The organism is Geodermatophilus sp. SYSU D00965 (assembly GCF_054050075.1).
On sequence record NZ_JBJGYQ010000014.1, the window covers coordinates 71,157 to 95,611 of the forward strand.

Here is a 24,455-nt window from a genome sequence, read left to right on the forward strand (position 1 = left end):
TGCGGGCGTGTCCTCCCCGAACGATCCCGCGCCAACTGTGGTGGCCTGCGTCGGGGCCGTGGTGCACGACGCGCGAGGTCGGTTGCTGCTCATCCGCCGCGGTCACGAGCCCAGCCGGGGGCTGTGGTCGGTGCCCGGGGGACGCGTCGAGCCCGGGGAGACGCCCGAGGCCGCCGTCGAGCGGGAGGTGCTCGAGGAGACCGGCCTCCGGGTGCGCGCGGGTGCGCCGGTCGGCCGGGTCCGCGTCCCGGGCGCCGGCGTCGTCTACGACGTCGTCGACCTCGCCTGCACCCTGGTCGACCCCGACGCCGTCCCCGTGGCTGGGGACGACGCGGACGCCGTCGCCTTCGCCGACGCCGCTGAACTGGCGGCGCTGCGGTGCACCCCGCGGCTGGTCGAGACCCTGGCCGGCTGGGGCGCGCTGCCCTCCTGACCACGCGCCTCCGCCGCGCGACACGAGCGCGGGCGCCTGCGTCGCGGGGCGTGCACTCGCGGCAGGCCCACGGCGGGGCGTGCGCGCGCGGCGCTCAGCCGCGGGGCGTCGGCTCCGGGCGCCCGGGCTGCTCGCCGCCCCGGGCCTCGCCGTAGGAGCGCTTGGGCACCATGACCTTGCGCCGGAAGGTGCAGACGACGGTGCCGTCCTGCTTGTAGCCGACGGTCTCGACGTGCACGACGCCGCGGTCGTCCTTGGACCGCGACTCGGTCTTGTCCAGCACGCGCGTCTCGCCGTAGATGGTGTCGCCGTGGAAGGTCGGCGCCACGTGCCGCAGCGACTCGATCTCCAGGTTGGCGATGGCCTTGCCGGAGACGTCGGGGACGCTCATGCCCAGCAGCAGGGAGTAGACGTAGTTGCCGACCACGACGTTCCTGCCGAAGTCGGTGGTCTCCGCCGCGTAGTGGCTGTCCAGGTGCAGCGGGTGGTGGTTCATCGTGATCAGGCAGAACAGGTGGTCGTCGTACTCGGTGACGGTCTTGCCGGGCCAGTGCTTGTAGACGGCCCCGACCTCGAACTCCTCGTAGTACCGACCGAACTGCATGGACGTCCTCCGGTGTCGACGCTGACGGCGGGACCCGGACGACGACGGGAGGGCCTCCGCGAGCGAGGGGCCAGTTGCCCACGACGCCGCGTCGGTGACCCATCTGGACGGGCGCCGATCCTACGATGCGCGGGTGCCACCGGCTCCCCCCGTTCGTGATCCCGGGGAGGCCGGCGTCGTGACGCTCTCCCCCGCCGGCCGGCTGGTCCGGCTCACGGCCGCCGCCGCCGTGCTGCTGGTGCTGCTGGCCGGTTCCGTCTGGGGATCCGACGCCTCGTTCCCCTTCGGCCCGTTCAAGATGTACTCGACCCGGGCCGACCCCGACCGTCCGGTGGTCTCCACCCGCGTGGTCGGGATGACCGCCGACGGCGTGGAGGTCCGCCTCTCCGGCGGCGAGGTGGGGCTGCGCCGGGCCGAGTTCGAGGGGCAGCTGCCCCGCCTCGTGGACGAGCCGGAGCTGCTGGCCCTGCTGGCCGGCACCTACGCCGCCCACCACCCCGACGCCGAGCCGCTGGTCGAGGTGCGGGTCGTGCAGCGCCGCTACGAGCTCGAGGGCGGCCGCCAGACCGGCGAGGTCACCGACAGCGTCCTCGTCGCCCAGGACCTGGAGGGCACCCCGTGAGCGCCACCTCCTCCCCCGGCTCCCAGCCGGCCGGCGACTCCCGGGTGGCAGCCGGCCGGCACGGCTGGTGGTTCCGGCCCGTGCCGCTGGCCCGGATCGCGGTCTTCCGGACCATCGCCTACCTGTTCGTCCCGGTCGACGTCTTCCTGACCACGGCGTGGGTGCGCGCGCACGCCGACGTCCCGACCGAGTACTACCAGCCGCTCACCATCGGCCAGCTCCTCCCGCTGCCTGTCCCCACGTCCACCGTGGTGCACGTCGTGCAGTGGGCCCTCGTGGCCGCGGCGCTGGCGGCGGCCACCGGGCGAGCGCCCCGCCTGCTGGGCACCGCGGTGTTCCTCCTCTACTTCGAGTGGATGGTCATCGCGATGAGCTACGGGAAGGTGGACCACGACCGGATCGCCTACCTCGTCGCGCTCGCGGTGCTGCCGACCATCGGGCGGGTGCGCTGGCGCGACCGCCGCTCCTCGGAGGCGGCCGGCTTCGCCATGGCCGCGGTCTTCGTGACCGTCATGCTCACCTACTTCCTGGCCGCCTGGGCGAAGATGCGGTTCGGCGGCTGGGACTGGGCCACCGGCTCGACGCTGGCCCGGGCGATCGTGCGCCGCGGCACCGTCCTGTCGGACTGGACGCTCGAGGTCCCCGGTCTGCTGGTGGCCGCCCAGTGGGCGATGCTCGTCCTCGAGTTCCTCGCCCCGCTCATGCTGCTGGTCTGGTCCAACCGCGCGCGGGTGGCCCTGGTCGTCTTCCTGCTCGGCTTCCACGTCGCCGTCTTCGCCAGCGTGAAGATCATCTTCTTGCCGCACTGCGTGGCGATCCTGTCGATCCTCCCGTGGGAGCGGCTGCCGGACACCGCACGGGAGCTGCGCGGGCGGATCGGACGCGGCGGGCCGGCCACGGTGCCCGCCGACAGCGCCCCCGCGCCCTGAGCGCGCATCCTCCCGGCGGCCGTCACAGCAGCGCGCTGATCCGCGCGGCCACATCCGCCTCGTGCTGCTGGTACGAGGCGGCCACGCTCTCGATCAGCCCGCCCATGCCGGTGAGGGCGTCGCTGACCCCCTGCGCGCTCAGCCGCCACTGCTCGTAGAGCTCGCTGAACCGCACGGCGGCCTGGCTGTCGGTCCAGCCGTCCAGGACCGACGCGTTGACGCTGCTCGACAACGTGGCGTGGCGCGCTGCGCTCTCGGCGGCCTCGGACCGGCACTGCCCGGCCATCGACTGCAGGGTGGCGATGTCGACCTTCACTGCTCCTCCTCGACCCGGGCCCGTCCCGGTCGCGGCGAACGGTAGGGCGCAGCCGGGTACCTCCAATTCCGTCGTCCACAGGCCCGGTGCCCGTCCACAGATGTCCTGCCCCGGCCCGCTCCCGGCAGGCCGACGGTGAGGGTCGACGCGTGCGTCCCCGTCTCGAGTCCTCCCCGCCCGCGGCCCGTCGTTGGTCCCTCGTCACCGCCGCCGGCACGGTGGACGTCGAGGTCACCGCGGCCGGCGACGAGCGGCTGGGCGCCGTGCTGCCCGCCCTCGCCGAGGCGCTGCGACTGCCCGAGGCGGAGCTGTGGGCCGGCTCCGCGCGCCTCGCGGGCGACGTCCCGCTGACCTCCTCCGCGCTGGCGCACGGCGCGCTGCTCGGGCTGGGCCGCGCCGGTCCTCGCGGTGCCGCGGCGGATCGAGCCAGCGCCCTGGAGCTGCACGTCGTGGGCGGCCCCGACGCGGGCACGACCCTCCCCCTGGCACGCGGCCGGCACGTGGTGGGCCGTGGCGGGGAGGCCACTGTCCGGTTGGAGGACCCGGACGTCTCCCGGCGGCACGTCGTCGTCGACGTCGGCGCCGGAGGTCTGGCGGTGGCCGACCTGGCCTCCACCAACGGCAGCCGGCTCGGCGACGAGGTGCTGTGCTCGAGGCCCCGCCCCTGGCCCGCCGGCACCGTCCTGCGGATCGGGGCGAGCGCGCTGGTGCCGGCCATCCCCACGGACCCTCCTGCGGCCGCGCAGCCGGCGCCCGGCGGACGGCTGCGGCTGCGCTCCCAGCCGCGCCTGGACCCGGTCCGGCAGCCGGTCGAGGTCCGTCTCCCGGCACCCCCCGTCCGCACTCCGCGGCGACCGCTGGCCTGGGCCGCCGTCGCCCTGCCGGTGGTGGCCGGGATCGTCCTCGCCTGGGTGCTCGGCACTCCTCACTTCCTGGTGTTCACCGCGCTCGGTCCCGTCGTCGCGGTCGGCACCTGGCTCTCCGACCGGTGGACCGGACGGCGGGGCGGACGACGGGCGGCGGCCGAGCACGCCGCGGCCTCGCGCGCGGCGGAGGAGCGGGTCGCCGAGGCCGTTCACGCCGACGTGCTCGCGCTCGGGTCGGCTCACCCGGACCTCGCCGCCCTCGCCACCGCGGCACGGCGCCGCACGACCGCGCTCTGGCGGCGGTCACGGGACGACGCCGACGCGCTGACCGTCCGCGTCGGCACCGGCCCGGGCGCGACCGCCGTGACGCGGGTGCTCGCCGACGGCACCCGGGAACCCGTGACCTCCGAGCACCTCCCCGCGGTCGTCGCTCTCGCCGCGACCGGCGGGCTGGGCGTCAGCGGCCCGCGCGCCCGCGTCCTGGGCGTGGTGGCCGGCGTGGTCGCGCAGCTGGCGGCGCTGCACTCCCCGGGCGACCTGACCCTGGCTCTGCTCACCTCCGACCACCGGCTCCGGGACTGGAGGTGGGCACGCTGGCTGCCCCACCTCGCCGACGACGACGTGCAGGTCGGCGCCTCGCCAGCTGCCGACGACGACGGCCCGCTGCTGCGGTGGCTGGCCGGCCTGGTCGCCCGCGGCGGCCCCGCAGGCGGCGTCACCGGCCCGGGAGCGCACGCGGGGGCCTCCCGGTGGACGGTGGTCGTCGTCGACCGTCCGGTGGGTACCCGGCTGGCCACGGCGCTGCGCGCCGCCCGCCCGGCCGGGGTCGTCGTCCTGGCTGCGGGGCCGTCGAGGCAGCAGCTGCCGGTCGCGGCCGACGCCGTCCTGGAGTCGGCCGGGGAGACGGGCACGGGCGCGCTCCTGCACCGGGTCGGCAGCGCCGGCCCGGTGCAGGTGACCGTCGACCACCTGCCGCTGCGGGTCGCCGCCGCGCTCGCCCGCGACCTCGCCGGGCTCGCCTCGGCGGCCGCCGAGGACGAGCTCCCCCGAGAGGTGTCGCTGCCCGGCCTGCCGCGCCCCGGCCTGCGGGTCGAGGACGGCGTCGTGCGCGGCGAGTGGTCGCGGTCTCGGGACTCCCTCGTCGCCACGCTGGGCCGCACGGCCACCGGGCTCGCCACGGTCGACCTGTGCCGGGTCGGCCCGCACGCGCTGGTCGCCGGCACCACCGGGTCGGGGAAGTCGGAGCTGCTGCAGACCCTGATCGCCAGCCTGGCCCTCGCCCACCCGCCGGACCGCTGCTCGTTCCTCCTGATCGACTACAAGGGCGGCGCCGCCTTCGCCGACGCCGCCTCGCTACCGCACACCGTGGGGCTGCTGACCGACCTCGACGGATCGTCGACGGCCCGGGCGCTGCGGTCGCTGAGCGCCGAGCTGACCCGCCGGGAGGCTCTCCTGGCGGCACACGGCGCCACGGACCTCGCCGCCCTGCCCGACTCGGTGCCGTTGGCGCGGCTGCTCATCGTCGTGGACGAGTTCGCCGGGCTCGCCGAGGAGCTGCCCTCCTTCGTGTCCGGGCTCGTCGGCATCGCCCAGCGCGGCCGTTCCCTCGGTGTCCATCTCGTGCTGGCCACCCAGCGCCCGGCAGGCGTGGTCTCCCCGGAGATCAAGGCCAACTGCACGCTGCGCATCTGCCTGCGGACGACGGACGAGGCCGACTCCAGGGACGTGCTCGGCACGCCCGCCGCGGCCCGACTTCCCGTCGGCGTCCCGGGGCGGGGGCTCCTGCGCGCCGGTGCGGGCACCCCGGTCCTGTTCCAGGCCGCGCGCCCCTCGGCACCGGCCGCGGACGCCCGGTCGCAGGACCCTCGGGTGCGGACGCTGCGCTGGCCGTCCCCGGGAGCCGAACCGGTCGAGCAGCCGCCCGGCGGACCGTCGGAGCTGGCCAGGCTCGCCACGGCGCTGTCCCGGCACGCGGCGGAGACCGGCACCCCGAGTCCGCACCGGCCGTGGTGTCCCGCGCTGCCCGAGGTCCTGCGCGCCCGGGACCTGCCGGCCGGTCCACCCGCCGAGAAGACGGACGCCCCGTCGCGGCTGCGGATCGGGCTCCTGGACCGTCCCGACCGGCAGGTGCAGGAACCACTGGTCCTGGACCTGGGCCGCGGCGGGAGCTGGCTGGCGGTGGGCGGCGCCCGCAGCGGCCGCACGACGTTCCTGCGCACGGTGCTCGCCGAGGCGGTAGCGGCGCTCCCGCCCGACGAGCTCCACGTCCACGTCCTCGACCACGGCGGTGGAGCGCTGGCGGCCGGCGTCGCGGGCCTGCCGCACACGGGGACGGCGGTCGGCGGCGAGGACCCGCTGCGGACCGTCCGGCTGCTCGACCGGCTGGGTCAGGAGGTGGCCGCGCGGCGCGCCGGGGCGTCGCCGACGCCGTGGCCGAACCTGGTGCTGCTCGTCGACGGCGTGGAGGCGCTCAGCGCCCAGCTCGACGAGGCGGAGCCCGGCCGCGGTGCCGCAGCACTGCTCCGGCTGCTGCGCGACGGCGCGGCTGTGGGGCTGACCTGCCTGTTCACCGCCGACCGGGCCGTGCCCGGCGGGCGGCTGGCCGGCGCCGTCGGCACCCGGCTGGTGCTGCCCCTCCCCGACCGCGCCGACTACGCCGTCGCCGGCATCCCCGCCCGCGCCGTCCCCGACCGGCGGCCCCCGGGCCGGGCTCTGCTGGGCGAGGACGCCGTCGAGTGCCAGCTCGCACTCCCCCGCGAGCTGCCGCCGCCGGCGGCGTACCGGGTTCCCGCGGGCGCACGCCGGCCGCTGTCGGTGCCGGAACTACCGGCCGATCCGGTGCTGCCGCCGACGCCCCGCACGTCCGCCGGTCCGGGCCTGCCCCTCCCGGTGGGACCGGGCGGGGACGAGGGCGCCGTGCTCCTCGTCGATCTCGCCACCACGGGCGGGCTGCTCGTGGCCGGCCCACCGGGGAGCGGCCGCAGCAGCGCGCTCGATGCCTTCACCCGCCACCTCTCCACCGCCGGGGTGCCGGTGCTCCGAGTGGTCCGAGGCGCAGCCGCCGTGCCTGGCGCCGGGGATGGCGGCGACACCCGCATCGCCGACTCGGACGTGGCGGGGTGGCGGTCCTGGCTGACGTCTCTGGACGGCGCGCGCGGCGCGGTCGTGGTCGACGACCTCGGCACGGTCGCCGAGTGCCCGGTGCTGACGGCCATCGCCGCGGACACCGGAGCCGACCGGCTCGTCGTCCTCGTCGCGGGAACGGCGGCGGAGCTCTCGTCGGTCTACCGGGGGCCGGTGCCGGCGCTGCGCCGGGGCCGTGGCGGCCTGCTGCTCTGCCCCGCCCCCGGGGACGCCGACCTGCTGGGCATCCGACTCCCCCGGACCCCGGTCCCCCAGCGACCGGGGTCGGGATGGCTGGTCACGGGCGGGGTGCCCCAGCGGGTCCAGGTGGCTCGGCAGCGTCTGGCGTCACCGGCCGGGACGCCGGACCTCGCAGGAGCCGGAGCCGCGGCGTGAGACCGGCGCCCGCGGGAGGGTCAGAGCAGCTCCAGCACCGTGCCGATCTCCTGGCTGGCGTACCAGGCCAGCTCGTGGCCCTCGGCCTGGTCGACGACGAACTGCGCGTCCTCGCTGCCCAGGTCCGCCTCGAGGACGACGTTGACCGCGGCGCGCACGTCGTCCTCGGCGTCGGCGCCGTCGATGTGGGCGCTGGCGACGTCGCGGAGGGCGATGTCCCCGGTCACCCGCACCGCGCCGGGGTCGGCGTCGGGGTCGTCGACCTCGGAGACCGCAGCGTCGGGCACGTCGGCAGCGACCACCACCCGGCGCCGCGCCGCGGTCGGATCGACGTCGATCAGCCGCAGGCTCGCGCGGGCCGCCCCCAGGAGGGCGGCGTACTCGAGCTCCTCCACATCCGCCTCGGCGTCGCTGAGCGCGTAGAACGCGCGCAGCCGCGGGGTGACCGCGAAGGCGGTGTGCGGACCGGCGAGGCGACCGTCGTCCACCAGGGTCTTCAGGGCGCTCGTCGTCGCAGGCAGGTACACGCGCACCGGGCAGGCTCCTCCTCGCTGGTGGACTGCGCGACGGTATCCCGGCGCCGACCGCGGCCGTTCGCCCGAGGGTCAGCCGGCGGTCTCCACCAGCACGCCGATCTCCTGCTCGAGGAGGTCGGCGAGGACGTCGACGTCCCCGACGCTGTCGCGGTCGGCGTTCAGGCCGAAGAACAGATGACCGTCGTAGCTGGTGATGCCCACGGACAACCCCTGGCCGGGAGCCAGCGGGATGACGGGGAAGACCTCGCGCATCCGGCCTCCGGCCGCGTACAGCGGCATCTGCGGGCCGGGCACGTTGGTGACCACCAGGTTGGACATCCGCCGGGTCAGGCCGCGCGCCGCCCGGGCGCCCAGGGCGTGCAGGGTCGGCGGGGCGAACCCGGTGAGAGCGATCAGCGTCTCCGCGCCGACCGAGCGGCTGTGCTGGCTCACCCCGCGCATGGCGTAGCTGATCCGGGCGAGCCGGACGCGCGGGTTCGGCTCGCCGACGGGGAGGTCGACGAGGTAGCTCGACACCCGGCTGCCCGGCGCCTCCTCCCCCTCGCCCTGCACGGACACCGGGACCAGCGCCCGCACCGAGGTCGAGCCGACGACCGCCTGGCCGCGGGAGAGCAGCCAGTCCCGCAGCGCGCCGGCGACCACCGTCAGCAGGACGTCGTTGACCGTGCCGCCGTGGACCTTGCGGACCTGTTTCACGTCGTCGAGCGCCGCCCGGGCCACCGCGACCCGGCGCTGGCTGCCGTTGGCGGCGTTGAGCGGGCTGTGCGGGGCCGGGAACAGCGCCGAGCGGGCCGTGCGGGCCACGCCGCGCGCCGCGCTGGTCAGGCGCACGCCGGTGGAGCGCACGTCGGCGACCGCCTGCCGCGCGGTGTCGACCACCGCCGTGGGCCGCTGCACGTACTCACCGACCGCCTCGCGGACCAGCCGGACCCCGCTCGGCAACCGCCGCGGCCGCCACGGTCCGGGTTCCGGCAGCGCGGCGTCCGGGGAGGAGTCCAGGAGCACCTGACCGATGTCGACCGTGCCCAGCCCGTCGACCAGCGCCGGATGGGTCTTGGTGATGACCGCGACCCGGCCGCCGGCCAGCCCCTCCACGAGGTAGACCTCCCACAGGGGGCGGCCCCGGTCCAGCGGCCGCGCGGTCACCCGGGACACCAGGTCCAGCAGCTGCGACTCGGTTCCCGGACGGGGCACCGCCGAGCGGCGCACGTGGTAGTCGACGTCGAAGTCGGGATCGTCGGCCCAGACCGGGTTGGCCAGGTGACCCGGGACCTCCAGGACCCGCTGCCGGTACCGCGGCACCAGCGGCAGGCGCGCCTCGACCAGGGCGGCGATGGCCTCCAGCCCATGCTGCGGAGGCTCGAGCACCAGCACCCCTGCGACGTGCATGGGGCTGTCCGGTCTCTCCAGGTAGAGGAACGAGGCGTCCAGGGTGGTCAGGCGCTCCACGGTCGGTCTCCTCCTGGTCGGGAGGTCACGCTACGACGCGCCGCGGTCGACCGGCCACCGGCGCACGCCCTCCGGCCCGGGCCCCCGGTCGCCCGGCCGCCGCTCACCACGCGGTGCCGGCCACGTCAGCCGGCCCGGCGGCGGAGCCGGGAGCGCCGGGCGTCGAGCGGCGCCGGCACGCCGGTGACCGCCGCGGCGAGGGCCCGCAGCTCACGGCGCAGGGTCGAGGCGGGGGCGACCTCGGCGAGCGTGCGGCCGGCCGCCAGCGCCGCGTCGGTCGCCCGGCGATCGGCGGGCAGGAAGAACGCCACGTCGTGTCCGGCGAACCGCTCGAGGGCATCGGCGATCTCCCGGCGCGGGTCGCCCGGCACCGGGCCGCGCCGGACCTGGTTGACCACGATCACCGGTTCGACGTCGGGGAGGACGTCACGCAGGTCGCTCAGCGCCCGGATGCTGCGCTGCAGCGCCACCGGGTCGGCCCCGCTCACGCACAGCACGGTGTCGGCGGCCTCGAGCACGGTCAGCGTCACGCCGTTGCGGCGCGGCGCGGCGGTGTCGAACGAGAGCTCCTCGTCCTCCTCCAGGCTGAACGCGCAGTCCACGACGGTCAGGTCGGCCGCCCGGCGGGCCTCCTCGAGCACGGCCGCGACGCCCTGCGGGCGCAGCTCCGGCCAGCGGTCGGCGCGGGCCAGGCCGGTCAGCACCCCCAGTCGCGGGCGCACCGCCCAGGACAGGCGGGCCAGGGCGGCCTCGTCGAGAGTGCCGGCGACCGCGTGGCGCGCGGCACCGGCGAGGCCGGGCGACTCGTCGAGCAGTCCGAGCACCTGGGCGACCACGCCGCCGTACACGTCGGCGTCGACGAGGAGCGTCGGGACGTCGAGCCGGGCCGCCTCGTCGGCGAGGCCCACCGCGACCGTCGTCCGGCCCGGGGCGCCGGTGGGGCCCCACACCGCGACGACCCGTCCCCGGCCCGGCGCCCGGCCCTCCGGTTCCTCGGGCAGGCTCGTCGCCGGCAGGGCGGCCCGCGGATCGGCGATGTCGCGGCCGGCCGGGAGCCCCCCGGTCACCGCCTCGCGCAGCGCGCGGGCGATCGCGTCGGGCTCCGTGTCGGCGGGCAGCACGTGGGTGACCCCGAGCGCGCGCAGCCGGTCGGCCGCCCGGTCGTCGCCGGGCTCGACCAGCCCCACGACCGCGACACCGGCCGCGGCCAGCCGGGCGACCGCGTCGCCGTCCAGCCGCCGGAGGTCCGCCGACAGCAGCGCGGCCTGGCCCGTCCCGGTGGCCGCCGCGGCCAGCAACTCCGAGACGTCGACGCAGCGACGGACGACGGTGACGCCGTGGTCGGTCCGGTCGAGGGCGCCGACCAGCGTCGACTCCCAGTCGGCTCCGGTGACGGCGGTGAAGACCTGCAGCGCCATCAGTCCGTCGGCTCCGCGGCGCTGCCCGGACCGGTCGCGGCAGCGGCCTCGCGCGCCTTCGACGTCCGGCTGTCCCCGGCGGCACTCGGCGCGGAGGAGCCCGACGTCCGGGACGACCGCGACGGCGAGGACTCCGTCGGGTCGGCATCCGCCGACGCGGACACCTCGTCGTCCGTCCCGGCGACCGCCGGGCCACCGTCATCCACGGACTCGTGGACGACGACAACGAGCGGACGCCCTCCGATCGCCTCGAGGACCTCCGGCGCCGCGTCCGTGGGCACCGACACCACGACCTGCACCGTGGTGGTCGCGGAGGACAGCACGCCCTCGCTGCGACCGGACACCGCCTGCACCGGCGCCGCCTCGACGACCAGCGCGACCCCGGCCTCGTCGTCCCGCGCCGCGGCGACCGGGTCGCTCACGGCGTAGACGTCGACGACCTGACCGCGGACCAGCCCCGGCGGCACGTAGCCCGCCTGGACCGGCAGCGCGAGCTGGACGAGCTCGGCCGGCTCCTCCAGCGCCGACCGCGGGAGCAGTTCCCCGCTGCGCACGGTGCGGGCGAGGGTGCGCCCCTCCGGGCGGGTCGAGGTCGCGAGGTAGGACCCGGCGGCCTCGTCGAGCCGGACGTCGACGGGGACGAGGTCGGCCTCGGCGAGCACCGTGCCGGCGGCGAGGTCGCCCGCCGCCGACCAGACCGGCACCGTGGCGTCCGCGGCGGTGACGATCCGGGCACCCAGCAGCACCGACCCCAGCACGAGGACCACGCCGAGGACCAGCCGCAGGTCCAGCCAGCGCGGCGGGCGGACCCGGCGTGGCACGGGCCCGGCAACGGGATCGGCCGTCGACGGCGCGGACGGGGTGAGGCGCGCAGAAGTCACGGCCAGCGGTTCCTCCGATCTGCGACGAACCGTGGACGAGCTCGGTGGGCCACGGTCGAACGCAGATGATGCGATATGAACGCTGATGCGCGCAGTCGCCGTCCACACGATCGGGTGTGGACGGCGCCCATGCCACCCGGACGGGGCTGCCAGACTGTGCGGGACCGGACGGAGACCCCGATGCCCACACCGCGCTTCCTGACCCTCGACGACGTCGCCGAGATCCTCAACGTCTCGTGGGCGCAGGCGTATGCGCTGGTCCGCCGCAAGGAGATCATCGCCATCCAGATCGGTGGCCGGGGCCAGTGGCGGGTCGAGGTCGACGAGCTCGAGCGGTTCATCCAGCAGAAGTACGCCGAGGCCCGCGGCGGCACCGTCCCGGAGGAACCGGCGGCCGTCGAGCACGACGAGACCGCCCAGGACGCCGACAGCACCGCCCCCGCCGGCGGAGGCCGCCGCCGGCGCTGAGCCGACGCGCCCGCCGGCGCTGAGCCGGCTCAGTCCAGACCCGGAGCGAGGGTCCGCACCACCGCGACCGCCGGCAGCGCGAGCGCCCGGACCCCGCGCACCGCCGCCGCCCGCCGCGGCTCGTCGGCCGCGTGCTCGGCCATCTCCACGAAGTCCGCGCCCACGGCGTCCACCGTCCCGACGTGGGTCGACCCGTCGTCGAGGACCACCTGGACGACGCTGCGGTCGCGGGCCAGCCCGCGCAGGGCCCGCCGCAGGTCCAGCCGGGGACGCACCGATCCCGCGGAGTCCGTCGGCGCCGTCGTCCGCACCAGGCCGGTCACCGTCCGCACCACGGGGAGCGCGACGAGGACGTCGCGGCGCCGGTCGTCCACCAGGAGCAGCCAGTCGCTGCCGACCTCGGCGAGCACGCCGGCGACGTCGCCCGCACCGCGGCAGCGCAGGACCACCGACCGTCCCCGGGCACCGGCGAGCCGATCGGCCAGCCGGACCGCACCCGTCTCCGCGCGCCGACGCGAGCCGTCCTCGGCGCGCTCGGCCGCCACCTCCGCCGCGTCGAACTCCGCCTGCAGATCGGCGAACAACTGCTGCCAGCGCATGACCGCCACCCCCTGCCCACAGCCTAGATCCATGCTGACTCTTGCGTTTAATTGCGTTTGCTTGATTTAGTCTCCGCCGACCGAGTCGAGGAGGAGACATGTCGATCCGCCGCCTGCTGGCGACCGCCGCAGGGATGGCCGCAGTGGCCACGGCCCTGCGCGCGCTCACCCCGGACCTCTCCCCGCTGTTCTCGAGTGGCCTGGACGTGCAGCGGGTCGTGGACGCCCACGGCCCGGAGCACCTGCTGCTGTCCGGGGTCGCTGTGCTCGCCTGGGCCATCTGGGCCTGGGGTGTGCTCGGCCTGCTGCTCACCGCGCTGTCCGGCCTCCCGGGGCTCGCCGGCTCCGTCGCCCGGGCGCTGACCCGCGGACTGCTCCCGGCCGGCCTGCGCCGGGCGGCCGCGCTCGCCCTGGGGGTCGGGCTGGTGACCGGGCCGGTGGTCGCCGGCTGCACCACCCCGCCCGCGCATCCCGGTACCGGGCTGGCGCTCGCTGCGGCCACCGCGGGCCCGGTCCCGGACTGGCCGACCACGGGGGCAGCACCGGCGGCGCCCTCCGCCGGTCCGGTGGCCGACTGGCCGACGGCCACCCCGGCCCCGGCGCCGTCCACGCCGGCGCCGTCCACCCCGGTGCCGTCCACGCCGGCGCCGTCCACGCCGGCGCCGTCTCCCTCGCAGTCCCCGCCATCCCCGCAGTCCGCGCCGGACGCGCCGTCCGACCCGGCGGCGACCGCCTCCGACCCCGCCCCCGACTGGCCGCTGCCCGGTCCCGGCGACCGCGTCGTCCTCCGCGGCGAGTGCCTCTGGCAGATCGCCGCCGGCGACCTGCGCACGTCGCTGGCGCGCGAGCCGAGCGACGCGGAGATCGCCGCCTCGGTGCGCGCCTGGTGGCAGGCCAACGCCGCGGTGATCGGCCCCGACCCCGACCTGCTCCTCCCCGGGCAGGTCCTGCACCCACCCGCGCGATGACCCCGCCGACTCACGAGCCCTGGAGCCCCCGATGACCGCACCCTCCCCCGCCGACACCGAGCGGCAGGTCCTCAGCGCCGCCACCCTGCGACTGACCGTCGTCCCGACGCCGCAGCCGCCGCTGGAGGAGGGACCGGCCCTCCGGCTCGTCCTCCCCGGTGTGCCGGTGCCGCGGCCGGTGCACCGGCCCGGTCCCCGGCCGCGTCCGGAGGTCCAGCCCGGCTCCTACCCCGCGGGGTTCGAGCCGACCTGGTCGGGACGCGCCGACCTCCCCGACCCGAACCTGGCCGGACGGCGGCTGCTCACGCTGACCCTGGAGGCGCTGGCCGGCCGGCGACCGCTCACCCAGGTGCAGCCGCTGACGTCGGTCGGCGTCTACGCCGCACTGAGCAGCGGGCGCCGCCCCCGCTGGTGCTCGGGCGGCACCGCACCGCTGCTGCTCGGGCGGGTGCACGTCTGCGAGCCGGTCGACGGCGTCGCCGAGGTCAGCGCGGTGGCGCGCCGCTCCGGTCGGGCGCACGCGGTCGCCGCAAGGCTGGAGGGCATCGACGGCCGGTGGCGCTGCACCGCTCTGCAGATCGGCTGAGCAGGACCCCGGGAGGACCCTCCGCGCGGGACCCGGGACGGTGCCTGACGAGACGACGACGCCCCCGCCGGCGGACCGGCGGGGGCGTCGTCGTGACGAGCCTCAGGAGCGGGACGGCGCTCCGTGGCAGACCTTGTACTTCTTGCCCGACCCGCAGGGGCAGGGCGCGTTGCGCGCCGGCTCCTTGGTGCCGGTCACCGTGGCCGACTTCGCGGCCTTCGCCCGGCCGGCGTCCTTGGCCGACGCGTCCAGGCTCGGCGCGGAGTAGGTGAGGTTCTCCGGGCTGCGCCGTGGCTCGTCCAGCCCCTTGACCGCCAGCTCCGGGCCGGTGTCCGACGGCGCGGCCTGCGCCGCCGGAGCGGCCTGCGCCGCGGCGGGCTCGGCCTTGGCCGCACCCGACCTGCGAGCGGACGGCGTCGGAGCCGCGGCCGGGGCCGGAGCCGGGGCGGAGGGAGCCTCCGCCGCGGGAGCGGCCGCGGAGGGGGCAGCGGGCGCCGGAGCCGCAGCGGGAGGAGCCGCGGGCGCCGGGGCCGCCGTAGCCGCCGTAGCCGCCGTAGCCGCCGGGGCCGGAGCGCCGTCGCCGTCCACAGCGGCCGGAGCCGGCGCCGGGGCGGCCTGGGCCGCCGCCTGGCGGGCCAGCACCCGCCGGGTGCCCTCCTGGGCGGCGGCGAGCGCGGCGGCCTCGGCTTGCGCCTGCTTGGCCTGGGCCTCGGCCGCCTGCTGCTCCTTGGTCTTGACCTCCAGGTTGAACAGGAAGCCGACCGACTCCTCCTTGATGCCGTCGAGCATCACGTTGAACATGTCGTAGCCCTCGCGCTGGTACTCCACGACCGGGTCGCGGTTGGCCATCGCGCGCAGGTGGATGCCGGCCCGCAGGTAGTCCATCTCGTAGAGGTGCTCGCGCCACTTGCGGTCGAGCACGGAGAGCAGCACCCGCCGCTCCAGCTCCCGCATGACCTCCGAGCCCAGCGCCGTCTCCCGCTCCTCGTAGGCGCGGTGGACGTCGGCCAGCAGCTCCTTCTTCAGGACGTCGGCCGTGAGCGCGGCCTGCTCGCCGTCGGCCGCGCGCTCGAGCAGGTCGTCCACCGAGAAGCCGACCGGGTAGAGCGCCTTGAGGCCGCTCCACAGCTGGTCGAGGTCCCAGTCCTCGGCGTAGCCGGTCTCGGTCGCGCCGTCGACGTAGGCGCTGATGACGTCGTCCACCATGGCCTGGACCTGGTCGGCGAGGTCCTCGCCGTCGAGGATCTTGCGGCGCTCGTCGTAGATGACGGTGCGCTGGCGGTTGAGCACCTCGTCGTACTTGAGGACGTCCTTGCGGACCTCGAAGTTCTGCTGCTCGACCTGGGTCTGCGCCGAGCGGATCGCCCGGGTGACCATCTTCGACTCGATCGGCTGGTCGTCGGGGACGCGCAGCGTGGTCATCATCGACTCGAGCATCGGCCCGTTGAACCGGCGCATCAGGTCGTCGCCGAGGGAGAGGTAGAACCGCGACTCGCCCGGGTCGCCCTGCCGGCCCGACCGGCCGCGCAGCTGGTTGTCGATCCGGCGGCTCTCGTGCCGCTCGGTGCCCAGCACGTAGAGGCCGCCGGCGTCGGTGACCTCCTGGTGCTCGGCCTCGACCTGCTCCTTGGCCTTGGCCAGCGCGTCGTCCCAGGCGGCCTCGTACTCCTCCGGTGTCTCCGCCGGCGACAGGCCGCGGGCGCGCAGCTCCTCGTCGGCGATGAACTCGGTGTTGCCGCCGAGCTGGATGTCGGTGCCGCGGCCGGCCATGTTGGTGGCCACGGTGACCGCACCCAGCCGCCCGGCCTGGGCGACGATGTGCGCCTCCCGCGCGTGGTTCTTCGCGTTGAGCACCTCGTGCGGGATGCCGCGGCGCACCAGCAGCTTGGAGAGGACCTCGGACTTCTCCACGCTGGCCGTGCCGACCAGCACCGGCTGGCCCTTCTCGTGCCGCTCGGCGATGTCGTCGATGACGGCGTCGAACTTGGCCTGCTCCGTCTTGTAGATGACGTCGGAGCGGTCCTCGCGGACCATCGGCCGGTTCGTCGGGATGGGGACGACGCCCAGCTTGTAGGTCTGGGAGAGCTCGGCCGCCTCGGTCTGGGCGGTGCCGGTCATCCCGGAGAGCTTCCGGTAGAGCCGGAAGTAGTTCTGCAGCGTGATCGTGGCGAGGGTCTGGTTCTCGTCCTTGATCTGCACCCTCTCCTTGGCCTCGATGGCCTGGTGCATGCCCTCGTTGTACCGCCGTCCGGCCAGCACGCGGCCGGTGAACTCGTCGACGATGAGCACCTCGCCGTTGGTGACGATGTACTGCTGGTCGCGGTGGTAGAGCTCCTTGGCCTTCAGCGCGTTGTTCAGGTAGCTGATCAGCGGGGAGTTGACCGCCTCGTAGAGGTTCTCGATGCCGAGCTGGTCCTCGACGAACTCCACGCCCTCCTCGGTGACGGCGACCGTGCGCTTGGCCTCCTCCACCTCGTAGTGGACGTCGCGCTTCATCAGCGGCACGATCCGCGCGAACTCGACGTACCACTTGCCGGCCGACTCGGCCGGACCGCTGATGATCAGCGGGGTGCGGGCCTCGTCGATGAGGATCGAGTCGACCTCGTCGACGATCGCGTAGTGGTGCCCGCGCTGCACCAGGTCGGCCTTGTTCCAGGCCATGTTGTCGCGCAGGTAGTCGAAGCCGAACTCGTTGTTCGTGCCGTAGGTGATGTCGCAGGCGTACTGCTCCCGGCGGTGCGCCGGCCGCTCCCCGGAGAGGATCGTGCCCACGTTCAGGCCGAGGAACCGGTGCACCCGGCCCATCCACTCGGCGTCGCGCTTGGCCAGGTAGTCGTTGACCGTGACGACGTGCACGCCCTCGCCGGTCAGCGCGTTGAGGTAGGCCGGGAGGACGCCGGTCAGCGTCTTGCCCTCACCGGTCTTCATCTCGGCGATGTTGCCCAGGTGCAGCGCCGCGCCGCCCATGATCTGGACCCGGAAGTGCCGCTGGCCGAGGGTGCGCGTGGCGGCCTCCCGGACGACGGCGAAGGCCTCCGGCAGGAGCTGGTCGAGGGTCTCGCCCTCCTCCAGGCGCTCCTTGAACTCGTCGGTCTTGGCGCGCAGTTCCGCGTCGGTGAGGTCGGCGACGTCGTCCGCCAGCGACTCGACCGCGTCCGCGATCTTGTTCAGTCGCCGGAGGATCTTGCCCTCGCCGGCGCGGAGGATCTTCGAGAACACCACGGGCACCAGCGTAGGCGGCCCGTGCGCGAGACCCCGTCGAATCGCTCACAATCCCCGGGTGGCGCACGACCTGGACGACCTCGGCCCCGGCCTCCTCACCTTCCTCACCGAGCGGCACCTGGCCACGTTGACCACGCTGCGGCCCGACGGGACGCCGCACGTCGTCCCGGTCGGGATGACCTACGACGCCGCCACCCGCACCGCCCGGGTGATCACCTCCGGCACCTCGGCGAAGGCCCGGCACGTGCGCGCGGGCCAGGGACGGGTGGCGGTCTGCCAGGTCGACGGCCGCCGGTGGGTGACCCTCGAGGGGACGGCGGTGGTGCGCGACGACCCCGCCGCCGTGGCCGACGCCGAGCAGCGCTACGCCCGCCGGTACCGGACCCCCCGGGAGAACCCGGCGCGGGTGGTGCTGGAGATCTCGGTCGACCGGGTCCTCGGCACGGCGTGAGAAAGGACCCCGTCCCCCTCACCGCTCGCAGGCTCGCGGCGAGCCTCTGGACGGGGCCGGACGTCCGGCCGGAACGTGCCTGACCATCGGGGTATGGACCTCGACGGGATCGACCTGACCACCGAGGTGGTGCGCACCGAGCGGCTGGTGCTGCGCCCGCACCGCCCCGACGACGAGGACGCCGTCTTCCGGGCCTGCCAGGACCCTGGGATCCAGCGCTGGATCACCGCGATCGCCGTCCCCTACACGCGCGCCCAGGCGCACGGCTGGGTGGCCGAGGTGGCGCCGCGCGAACGGGCCGAGCGCCGCGGCCTGCCGGTGGCGGTGGAGGCGGACGGCGAGTTCGTCGGGTCGGCGGGGCTGCACCTGCGGGAGGGCCGGTTCGGTCCCGAGGTCGGTTACTGGATCGCCCCGTGGGCCCGCGGCCGGGGGTACGCCGCCGAGACCGCGCACGCCCTCGCCGAGTGGGCGCTGGGGCTGGGCGCACCGCGGGTGCACCTGGTGGCCGACGTCGACAACCTGGCCTCGCAGGCGGTGGCGGTGCGCGCGGGCTTCACGCGGGAGGGCGTGGTGCGCTCCTGCCTCGACCGCCGGGACGGCACCCGGGCCGACGCGGTCCTCTTCGGGCGGGTGGCCGGCGACTGAAGGCGCACGGAGGCGGGGCGCCGCGCGCCCCGCCTCCGTGGGCGGGGTCTAGAGAGGGGCCGCCGAGGGCTGGGCGGGCTGCTGGACGGCCTGGCCGTCGAGGGGTGCGTCGACGAGTCGGATGAGGCCGTAGTCGTAGGCGTGCCGGCGGTAGACGACCGTCGGCTGGCCGGTGTCGGCGCACTGGAACAGGTAGAAGTCGTGGCCGACCAGTTCCATCTCGTGGAGGGCCTGGTCGACGGTCATCGGGGTCGCGGGGTGGTGCTTCTCCCGGACCACCCGACCGGGCAGGTGCTCGTCGAGGTCGGTGACGTGCGGCCCCTCCGAGAGTTGACGTTCGCGGTCCAGGGCCTCCAGGACGTCGGTGTCGGCGCCCCCGCTCACGCGGACGGAGGCGGGAGTGCGGCGGCCGTGGTGCACACGGCGGCGGTCGGCTGCCTTCCGCAGCCGGTGGTCGAGCTTGCCGCAGGCCAGGTCGAGCGCGGCGTAGAAGTCCGGCGCGCTCGCCTCGGCCCGGACGACGGGACCCTTGCCCCGGAGGGTGATCTCCACACGCTGGCACTGTGCGGACTGGCGGGGGTTCTTCTCGTGGAAGAGCTCCACGTCGACGCGGAGGATCTTCAGCTTGCCGTCGAAGCGTTCCAGCTGGCCGACCTTGTCCTCGACGTGCGTTCGGTAGTGCTCGGGGACTTCGACGTTCCGGCCACGGACCACGATCTCCATGAGACCTCCCGGTTGTTCGGGCTGTGATCGGTTCCACGCTAGTCGCCGTTGCCGGGTCCCGACAGTCGACGGCGCGGACCCGGCGGGACCGGAACCGGCCCGCCCGGAGCGGCCCGCCGGGGCGTCGCCGCGACCACCGCGGCGAGCACGGGTGGGCCTCCCGGAGCGACAGCCGGCCCCAGCACGGCGGCGGTCTCGGTGAGCGTCGCGCCGCTGGTCACGACGTCGTCGACGACGACCAGGGCCGTACCCGCAGGGAGTGGGGGGACGCCGTCGGACAGGGCGAAGGTGCCCGCCAGGTTGGCCCTCCGCTGCGCCGCCGACAGACCCGCGGAGTCCCGGACCCGGCCGGTGCGGCGCAGCAGCCGCTCCTCGGCCGCGGGCAGTCCGGCGGCACGCAGCTCGGCGACCGCGCGGCCGGTCAGCTCGCGGACGTGGTCGCGGCCGCGGGAGCGCAGCGCCGCCCGCGAACTGGGCACCGGGACCAGCCGCACCGTCGCCGGGACCGCGGGCAGCCCGGCCAGCACCCCGGCGACCGCCAGCGCCAGGGCGGTCCCCAGCGGGCGGGCCAGCTCGGCGCGGCCGCGCTCCTTGAACGCGTTGACCGCCGGGCGGACCGGGCCGGTGTACGCACCGGCGGCCACGGTGGGCGGGAACCCGGCCGGGAAGCGGCGCGGCTGGGCCAGCCGCGGAGCGGCGAGCAGCGCGGCGCACCGGCGGCACAGCACCGCCCCGGGCAGCTCGCAGCCGGCGCAGGTGCGTGGCAGGAGCAGGTCGACCAGCGCCGAGAGCAGCCCGCCGTCCACTCCCCCAGCCTCGCGCCTGCACCTCGGGCCCGCCCAGATCTCCCGGCCGGTTGTGGACGACGCCCCGCTCTCCCCGAGGCGGCCCTCAGAGCGGGTAGAACGGCTCGTTGCCGGGCTGTGGCTGGGCACCGCGGACGAGGGTCACCCACGTCCCGCCGGCCACCTGCCACTGCCAGATGGTGCCCCCGGCACTGACCAGCGGCACCCGACCCGGGGCGGCCGCCACGCGGGTCGGCTGGCTGGGCAGCCCGGCCGTGGGCACCTCGCTGAGCCCCCAGCCGTCCACGCCCACCACGTAGGGGTCGATGCGGTCCTGCCCGGCGTCGCCGGCCAGCACGAGCAGGCTGCCCGCGGTCCGCCAGGCCACGTCGACGACCGACGACAGGGTCGGCGCCACCGCCCGCAGGTCGCGCAGGGCCACCGGCCCCTCCTCGGACCGGACCACGGTGCCGACGTAGAGGCTCTGCCCCTGCCCGTTCTCCGCCACGACGGCGGCGCGCGCCCCGTCCGGGGACAGCTGCAGCACGGTGGTCCGCCCGAGGCCCGGCAGCGTCGGCGCGTTGACCGGCTGCGCGGTGCCGCCCGCGGGCACGCGCACCACCGCCCCGCCGTCCCGGACCACCCAGAACTCCGCCCGGGTGGCGGCGACCGTCGGCACGCTGAGGGTGCTGCCGGACAGGACCGGGACCAGGTCGCCGCCGTAGGGCCCGGCGAGCAGCGTCGCCTGCCCGTCGGCCTCGGTGACGCCGACCATCTGGTCGAGCTCCCCGGTGCTCCCGCTGGAGACCGCCGCGCTGGTGAGCCGGTAGGCGCCGGTCCCGGCCGGGCCGGGCGCCGGGGCGGCGTCCACGGTGCGCAGGACGCCTGCGTCGAGGTAGTGGCCGACGGCGTCCACGGGGACCGCGTCGGGGTCGAACGCCGCCCAGGTGTCCACCGTCTGGTCGGCCGGGACGCCGTCGAGCCGGACCGGGTCCCCGTCGAGGCGGATCTCCACCGACTGCACCGTGAGCGGCTCCAGCGTCCAGACCAGCTGGGCGCACACCGCGGCCAGGCGTGCCGGCTCGGCGTCGGCCAGGCCGGTCAGGTCGACGGTGAGCGTCTGGGTCGACGCGGTCACAGTGCTGCGCAGCCCGGCCCCGGCCAGCTCGTTGCGCACCCCCGCCGACAGCATCGACGACGGCCCGTCGAGCAGCCGCTCGACCAGCACCGTCGGCTGGGACTCCCCGCTGATGAGGTAGCGGGGGTCGGGCACCACGCGCTGCCCGGTCTGGTCGACGAAGTAGAGGTCGCGCCGTTCGTAGAGGCGCTCGAAGTCGGGCTCCAGCATGAGCAGCCCGTCCGGCGGGTCGGTGATCCGCCACTCGTTGGCGACCTGCTGGAGCGTGAACTCCCGCGTGTAGACCTCCTGCGGGGCGACGGTGAACACGCCGCGCTGGTCGATCGTGCCCAGCTGGTTGGCGGTGAGGACGACGGAGCCCGCGTCGGTGGTGACCGTCGTGTAGTCCTGGCCCAGGACGGTGATGCCCGCCTCGTCCGACCACGTCCCCGCCGCGTCCGGGGCGAGGTGCTCGCGGGCCACCGGGTGGGTGCGGACGGCGCTGGCCGCGGCCTCGACGAACCCCCGCACGACCTCTTCCGGGGTCGCCCCCGGCTCCGGCGACAGCGGCTCGATCCCGACGTCCCCGTCCGGGCGGCTCGGCGCCTGGGTGATCTGCACCGTCGGCGAGGACGTCGGCACCGTGGAGCACGCGCCCAGCAGGACGAGGAGGACTGCGGCCAGCACGCCTGCCCGGCCCCTCATCCCGCGGCCCCCGGACGGCGGGCCACCGCGGGCCGCAGCGGCAGCGGCGAGCTGGTGAGCTCCACGCCGGCGGTCAGCGGCACGGTCAGGCGGAACTGGGCGCCGGCGCCGGGCTGGCCCCAGACCTGCAGCCAGCCGCCGTGCAGCCGGGCATCCTCCAGGCTGATCGACAGCCCCAGGCCGCTGCCGCCGACGGTGCGCACCCGCGACGGGTCGGCCCGCCAGAACCGGTCGAACACGTGCTGGGCCTCCGCCGAGGAGAGCCCCACCCCGTGGTCCCGGACCGTGACCGCCGCCGCCGTCCGGTTCGCCGCCCAGGTGATCTCCACCGGCCTGCCCGAGCCGTGCTCGATGGCGTTGCCCACGAGGTTGCGCAGGATCCGCTCGACCCGCCGGGCGTCGACCTCGGCGATGACCTCGTGGTCGGGGCCGGTGACCGACAACGCGCAGCCGTGCCGCTCGGCCAGCGTCGACATACCCCCGGCCACCCGCCCCACCAGGGCGCCGAGGTCGGTGGGCGCCGCGTCGAGGACGGCGGCGCCGGCGTCGTAGCGGCTGATCTCCAGCAGGTCGGTCAGCAGCGCCTCGAACCGGTCCAGCTCGGTGTGCAGCAGCTCCGCCGAGCGGGCCACCGACGCCGGGAAGTCACCGCGCGACTCGTAGAGGATCTCCGCGGCCATCTGCACCGTCGTCAGCGGCGTCCGCAGCTCGTGCGAGACGTCCGAGGTGAACCGCTGCTGCAGCTGGGACAGCCCCTCCAGCTGGGTGATCTGCCGCTGCAGGCTGTCGGCCATCGCGTTGAAGCTGGTGGCCAGCCGGGCGAGGTCGTCCTCGCCGCGCACCTCCATCCGCTCCTCGAGCTGGCCCTCCGCCAGCCGCTGGGCGGTGCCGGCCGCCTGCCGCACCGGGTCGACGACCAGCCGGGTCACCAGCACGCCGATGCCGACGACGAACAGGGTGAGCGCGATGCCGCTGATCGCCACGGTGCTGCGGATCAGCGACAGGCTCTCCTGCTCCTGGTCGAGCGGGAAGGCGTAGTACAGCTCGATCCGCTCGGCCGACGACGCGTCCGAGGGCACCGGGGCGCCGATGAGCAGCGTCGGCCGCGGCTCGCCGGAGGCGTCGGGGACCATGGCGTACTGGGAGAACTGGCCGCCGGAGGCGACGTCGGAGCGCAGCTCGTCCGGGATGGCCGGGTAGACGTAGCGGCGGCTGGTGGCGGTGCGCTCGGTGTCGCCGCTGCGGTGCACCATGACGACGTCGAAGTCACCGGCCGGGCTGCCCCGCTCCAGGAGGCTCTTGACCGTGCGGTCGAGGGTGGAGCGCACGCTCGCGGCGTCCCCGGTGGCGATGCCGGCGACCTCGGTCTGCGCGTACAGCACCCCGGCCTGCGCCTGGTCGACCGCGGCCTGCCGCTTCACCGACAGCAGCTGGTCGCGGATCTGGCTGAACAGCACCATGCTGACGATCACCACGACGGTGCCGGCGACGACCATCGTGATCGCGCCGACGCGCACGTGCAGCGACGACCGCCACGCGTGCAGCGCCCGCGCGGCCAGTCGCCGGGTGACCCGGCGGACCCGGCCCGCGCGGCGGCGCAGCTGCCGGCGCAGCGCCGCCAGGTCCCCCGGCAGCCATCCGCCCGCCGGTGCGACCACGCCGGCCGAGGACGACGGCGGCGCCGCGGCCTGCTCGGGGACGGACTCGACCTCCGGGACCGCCGGCCGGGTCGTGCTCACGGTCGACCCGGGGCGTCCAGGACCTCGCTCACGGCGGCCCCGCCTTGTAGCCGACCCCGCGCACCGTCAGCACGATCTCCGGCTTCTCCGGGTCGCGCTCGATCTTGGCGCGCAGCCGCTGCACGTGGACGTTGACCAGCCGGGTGTCGGCCGCGTGCCGGTAGCCCCACACCTGCTCGAGCAGCAGCTCGCGGGTGAACACCTGCCGCGGCTTGCGGGCCAGCGCCACCAGCAGGTCGAACTCCAGCGGGGTCAGCGCGATCGGGACGCCGTCCCGGGTGACCTGGTGGGCCGGGACGTCGATCTGCACGTCGCCGATGGCCAGGTTCTCCGCCTGCCCGGTCTCCCCGCGGCGCAGCTGCGCGCGCACCCGGGCGACGAGCTCGACGGGCTTGAACGGCTTGGTGACGTAGTCGTCGGCACCGGCCTCGAGGCCCTGGACGACGTCGATCGTGTCGCCCTTGGCGGTGAGCATGACGATCGGGACGGTGGACTGCTGCCGGATGTCCTGGCAGATCTGCAGGCCGTTGCGGCCGGGCAGCATCAGGTCGAGCAGCACGATGTCGGGGCGGGTCTGCTGGAACACGCCCACCGCGCGGTTGCCGTCGGAGACGAACGCAGGCTCGTAGCCCTCGCGCCGGAGCACGATGCCGAGCATCTCGGCGAGGGCGGCGTCGTCGTCGACGACCAGGACTCGGCCGCGGCTGGACCCGTTCTGGGGAGCGGTGGGTGGCACGACGACCATTCTGCGCTGGTCCCGGACGAAAGCGGGGGCACCCGCCCGGTCGGTCGACCGGACGGGTGCCCCACACGTGTCCCCAGTCGCAGGAGTACGCCCCCACGAACTCGGGAGAGGCCCCTTACAGGGCTGGTG

The 24,455-nt window shown here is 75.8% G+C and carries 22 protein-coding genes; 9 read left to right on the forward strand and 13 right to left on the reverse strand.

Features of this window, described 5'->3' with window-relative positions:
- Positions 1-7 precede the first annotated feature (7 nt).
- Complete coding sequence (locus tag ACI789_RS14760) at positions 8-433, forward strand: NUDIX hydrolase (protein WP_457010138.1); 426 nt, start codon at positions 8-10, stop codon at positions 431-433.
- 94 nt (positions 434-527) lie between these two features.
- Here ACI789_RS14760 and ACI789_RS14765 read toward each other — a convergent pair whose 3' ends face one another.
- Positions 528-1,037 carry a MaoC family dehydratase gene (locus ACI789_RS14765; RefSeq protein ID WP_456918640.1) on the reverse strand — a complete coding sequence of 170 codons (510 nt, stop codon included), beginning with the start codon at positions 1,035-1,037 and terminating at the stop codon, positions 528-530.
- Between the two features lie 178 nt (positions 1,038-1,215).
- On the opposite strand from ACI789_RS14765, the gene ACI789_RS14770 reads away from it, so the two are divergent.
- Positions 1,216-1,659 (forward strand): hypothetical protein, encoded by a 444-nt coding sequence (locus ACI789_RS14770; protein WP_457010139.1) that lies wholly within the window; start codon positions 1,216-1,218, stop codon positions 1,657-1,659.
- Positions 1,656-2,588, forward strand: a complete 933-nt coding sequence (locus ACI789_RS14775) for an MFS transporter permease (RefSeq protein ID WP_457010140.1) — start codon at positions 1,656-1,658, stop codon at positions 2,586-2,588. Before ACI789_RS14770 ends, ACI789_RS14775 begins: the two co-directional genes overlap by 4 nt.
- Before the next feature lie 22 nt (positions 2,589-2,610).
- On the opposite strand, the gene ACI789_RS14780 is transcribed toward ACI789_RS14775, so the two are convergent.
- Complete coding sequence (locus ACI789_RS14780; RefSeq protein ID WP_457010141.1) at positions 2,611-2,904, reverse strand: WXG100 family type VII secretion target; 294 nt, start codon at positions 2,902-2,904, stop codon at positions 2,611-2,613.
- A 149-nt stretch (positions 2,905-3,053) separates the two neighbouring features.
- On the opposite strand from ACI789_RS14780, the gene ACI789_RS14785 reads away from it, so the two are divergent.
- Positions 3,054-7,289 (forward strand): FtsK/SpoIIIE domain-containing protein, encoded by a 4,236-nt coding sequence (locus tag ACI789_RS14785; RefSeq protein ID WP_457010142.1) that lies wholly within the window; start codon positions 3,054-3,056, stop codon positions 7,287-7,289.
- Positions 7,290-7,309: 20 nt separating this feature from the next.
- Here ACI789_RS14785 and ACI789_RS14790 read toward each other — a convergent pair whose 3' ends face one another.
- From ACI789_RS14790 to ACI789_RS14805, 4 genes are all read right to left on the reverse strand, one after another.
- Entirely contained in the window at positions 7,310-7,822 is a 513-nt protein-coding gene (locus ACI789_RS14790) for a DUF6912 family protein (protein ID WP_457010143.1), read from the reverse strand.
- A gap of 72 nt (positions 7,823-7,894) precedes the next feature.
- A complete protein-coding gene (locus tag ACI789_RS14795) occupies positions 7,895-9,274 on the reverse strand; it encodes a WS/DGAT/MGAT family O-acyltransferase (RefSeq protein WP_457010144.1) in 1,380 nt (459 codons plus the stop codon).
- A gap of 125 nt (positions 9,275-9,399) precedes the next feature.
- Complete coding sequence (locus ACI789_RS14800; RefSeq protein ID WP_457010145.1) at positions 9,400-10,692, reverse strand: AAA family ATPase; 1,293 nt, start codon at positions 10,690-10,692, stop codon at positions 9,400-9,402.
- Entirely contained in the window at positions 10,692-11,513 is an 822-nt protein-coding gene (locus tag ACI789_RS14805) for an SAF domain-containing protein (RefSeq protein ID WP_457010146.1), read from the reverse strand. Before ACI789_RS14805 ends, ACI789_RS14800 begins: the two co-directional genes overlap by 1 nt.
- Positions 11,514-11,753: 240 nt before the next feature.
- Between ACI789_RS14805 and ACI789_RS14810 the strand changes: the two genes are divergently transcribed.
- Positions 11,754-12,041, forward strand: coding sequence for a helix-turn-helix domain-containing protein (locus ACI789_RS14810; RefSeq protein ID WP_457010147.1), 288 nt, complete (start codon positions 11,754-11,756; stop codon positions 12,039-12,041).
- A gap of 29 nt (positions 12,042-12,070) precedes the next feature.
- Here ACI789_RS14810 and ACI789_RS14815 read toward each other — a convergent pair whose 3' ends face one another.
- Positions 12,071-12,640 carry a hypothetical protein gene (locus tag ACI789_RS14815; protein ID WP_457010148.1) on the reverse strand — a complete coding sequence of 190 codons (570 nt, stop codon included), beginning with the start codon at positions 12,638-12,640 and terminating at the stop codon, positions 12,071-12,073.
- 98 nt (positions 12,641-12,738) lie between these two features.
- On the opposite strand from ACI789_RS14815, the gene ACI789_RS14820 reads away from it, so the two are divergent.
- Both ACI789_RS14820 and ACI789_RS14825 read left to right on the forward strand, forming a co-directional pair.
- The gene (locus ACI789_RS14820) at positions 12,739-13,608 is read left to right on the forward strand and encodes a hypothetical protein (RefSeq protein ID WP_457010149.1); all 870 of its coding nucleotides are present in this window, start codon (positions 12,739-12,741) and stop codon (positions 13,606-13,608) included.
- Between the two features lie 31 nt (positions 13,609-13,639).
- Positions 13,640-14,194 carry an Rv3235 family protein gene (locus ACI789_RS14825; protein ID WP_457010150.1) on the forward strand — a complete coding sequence of 185 codons (555 nt, stop codon included), beginning with the start codon at positions 13,640-13,642 and terminating at the stop codon, positions 14,192-14,194.
- 102 nt (positions 14,195-14,296) lie between these two features.
- Here the strand turns inward: ACI789_RS14825 and secA are convergent, their stop codons facing one another.
- Positions 14,297-17,416 carry a preprotein translocase subunit SecA gene (gene secA, locus ACI789_RS14830; protein WP_457010151.1) on the reverse strand — a complete coding sequence of 1,040 codons (3,120 nt, stop codon included), beginning with the start codon at positions 17,414-17,416 and terminating at the stop codon, positions 14,297-14,299.
- A gap of 58 nt (positions 17,417-17,474) precedes the next feature.
- Here secA and ACI789_RS14835 point away from each other — a divergent pair, with 58 nt between their 5' ends.
- Both ACI789_RS14835 and ACI789_RS14840 read left to right on the forward strand, forming a co-directional pair.
- On the forward strand, positions 17,475-17,867 hold the full coding sequence (locus tag ACI789_RS14835; RefSeq protein WP_456918626.1) for a pyridoxamine 5'-phosphate oxidase family protein: 393 nt from the start codon (positions 17,475-17,477) through the stop codon (positions 17,865-17,867).
- A 93-nt stretch (positions 17,868-17,960) separates the two neighbouring features.
- Entirely contained in the window at positions 17,961-18,512 is a 552-nt protein-coding gene (locus ACI789_RS14840) for a GNAT family N-acetyltransferase (protein ID WP_457010152.1), read from the forward strand.
- A gap of 48 nt (positions 18,513-18,560) precedes the next feature.
- Here the strand turns inward: ACI789_RS14840 and hpf are convergent, their stop codons facing one another.
- From hpf to mtrA, 5 genes are all read right to left on the reverse strand, one after another.
- Positions 18,561-19,235, reverse strand: a complete 675-nt coding sequence (gene hpf / locus ACI789_RS14845; protein ID WP_457010153.1) for a ribosome hibernation-promoting factor, HPF/YfiA family — start codon at positions 19,233-19,235, stop codon at positions 18,561-18,563.
- Between the two features lie 38 nt (positions 19,236-19,273).
- On the reverse strand, positions 19,274-20,041 hold the full coding sequence (locus ACI789_RS14850; RefSeq protein WP_457010154.1) for a ComF family protein: 768 nt from the start codon (positions 20,039-20,041) through the stop codon (positions 19,274-19,276).
- Positions 20,042-20,126: 85 nt separating this feature from the next.
- Positions 20,127-21,824 carry an LpqB family beta-propeller domain-containing protein gene (locus ACI789_RS14855; protein WP_457010155.1) on the reverse strand — a complete coding sequence of 566 codons (1,698 nt, stop codon included), beginning with the start codon at positions 21,822-21,824 and terminating at the stop codon, positions 20,127-20,129.
- A gap of 14 nt (positions 21,825-21,838) precedes the next feature.
- Positions 21,839-23,581: an MtrAB system histidine kinase MtrB gene (gene mtrB, locus ACI789_RS14860; protein ID WP_457010156.1), complete on the reverse strand. Its 1,743-nt coding sequence runs from the start codon at positions 23,579-23,581 to the stop codon at positions 21,839-21,841.
- Positions 23,582-23,609: 28 nt separating this feature from the next.
- A complete protein-coding gene (gene mtrA, locus ACI789_RS14865; protein WP_457010157.1) occupies positions 23,610-24,326 on the reverse strand; it encodes an MtrAB system response regulator MtrA in 717 nt (238 codons plus the stop codon).
- Between the last annotated feature and the right edge of the window lie 129 nt (positions 24,327-24,455).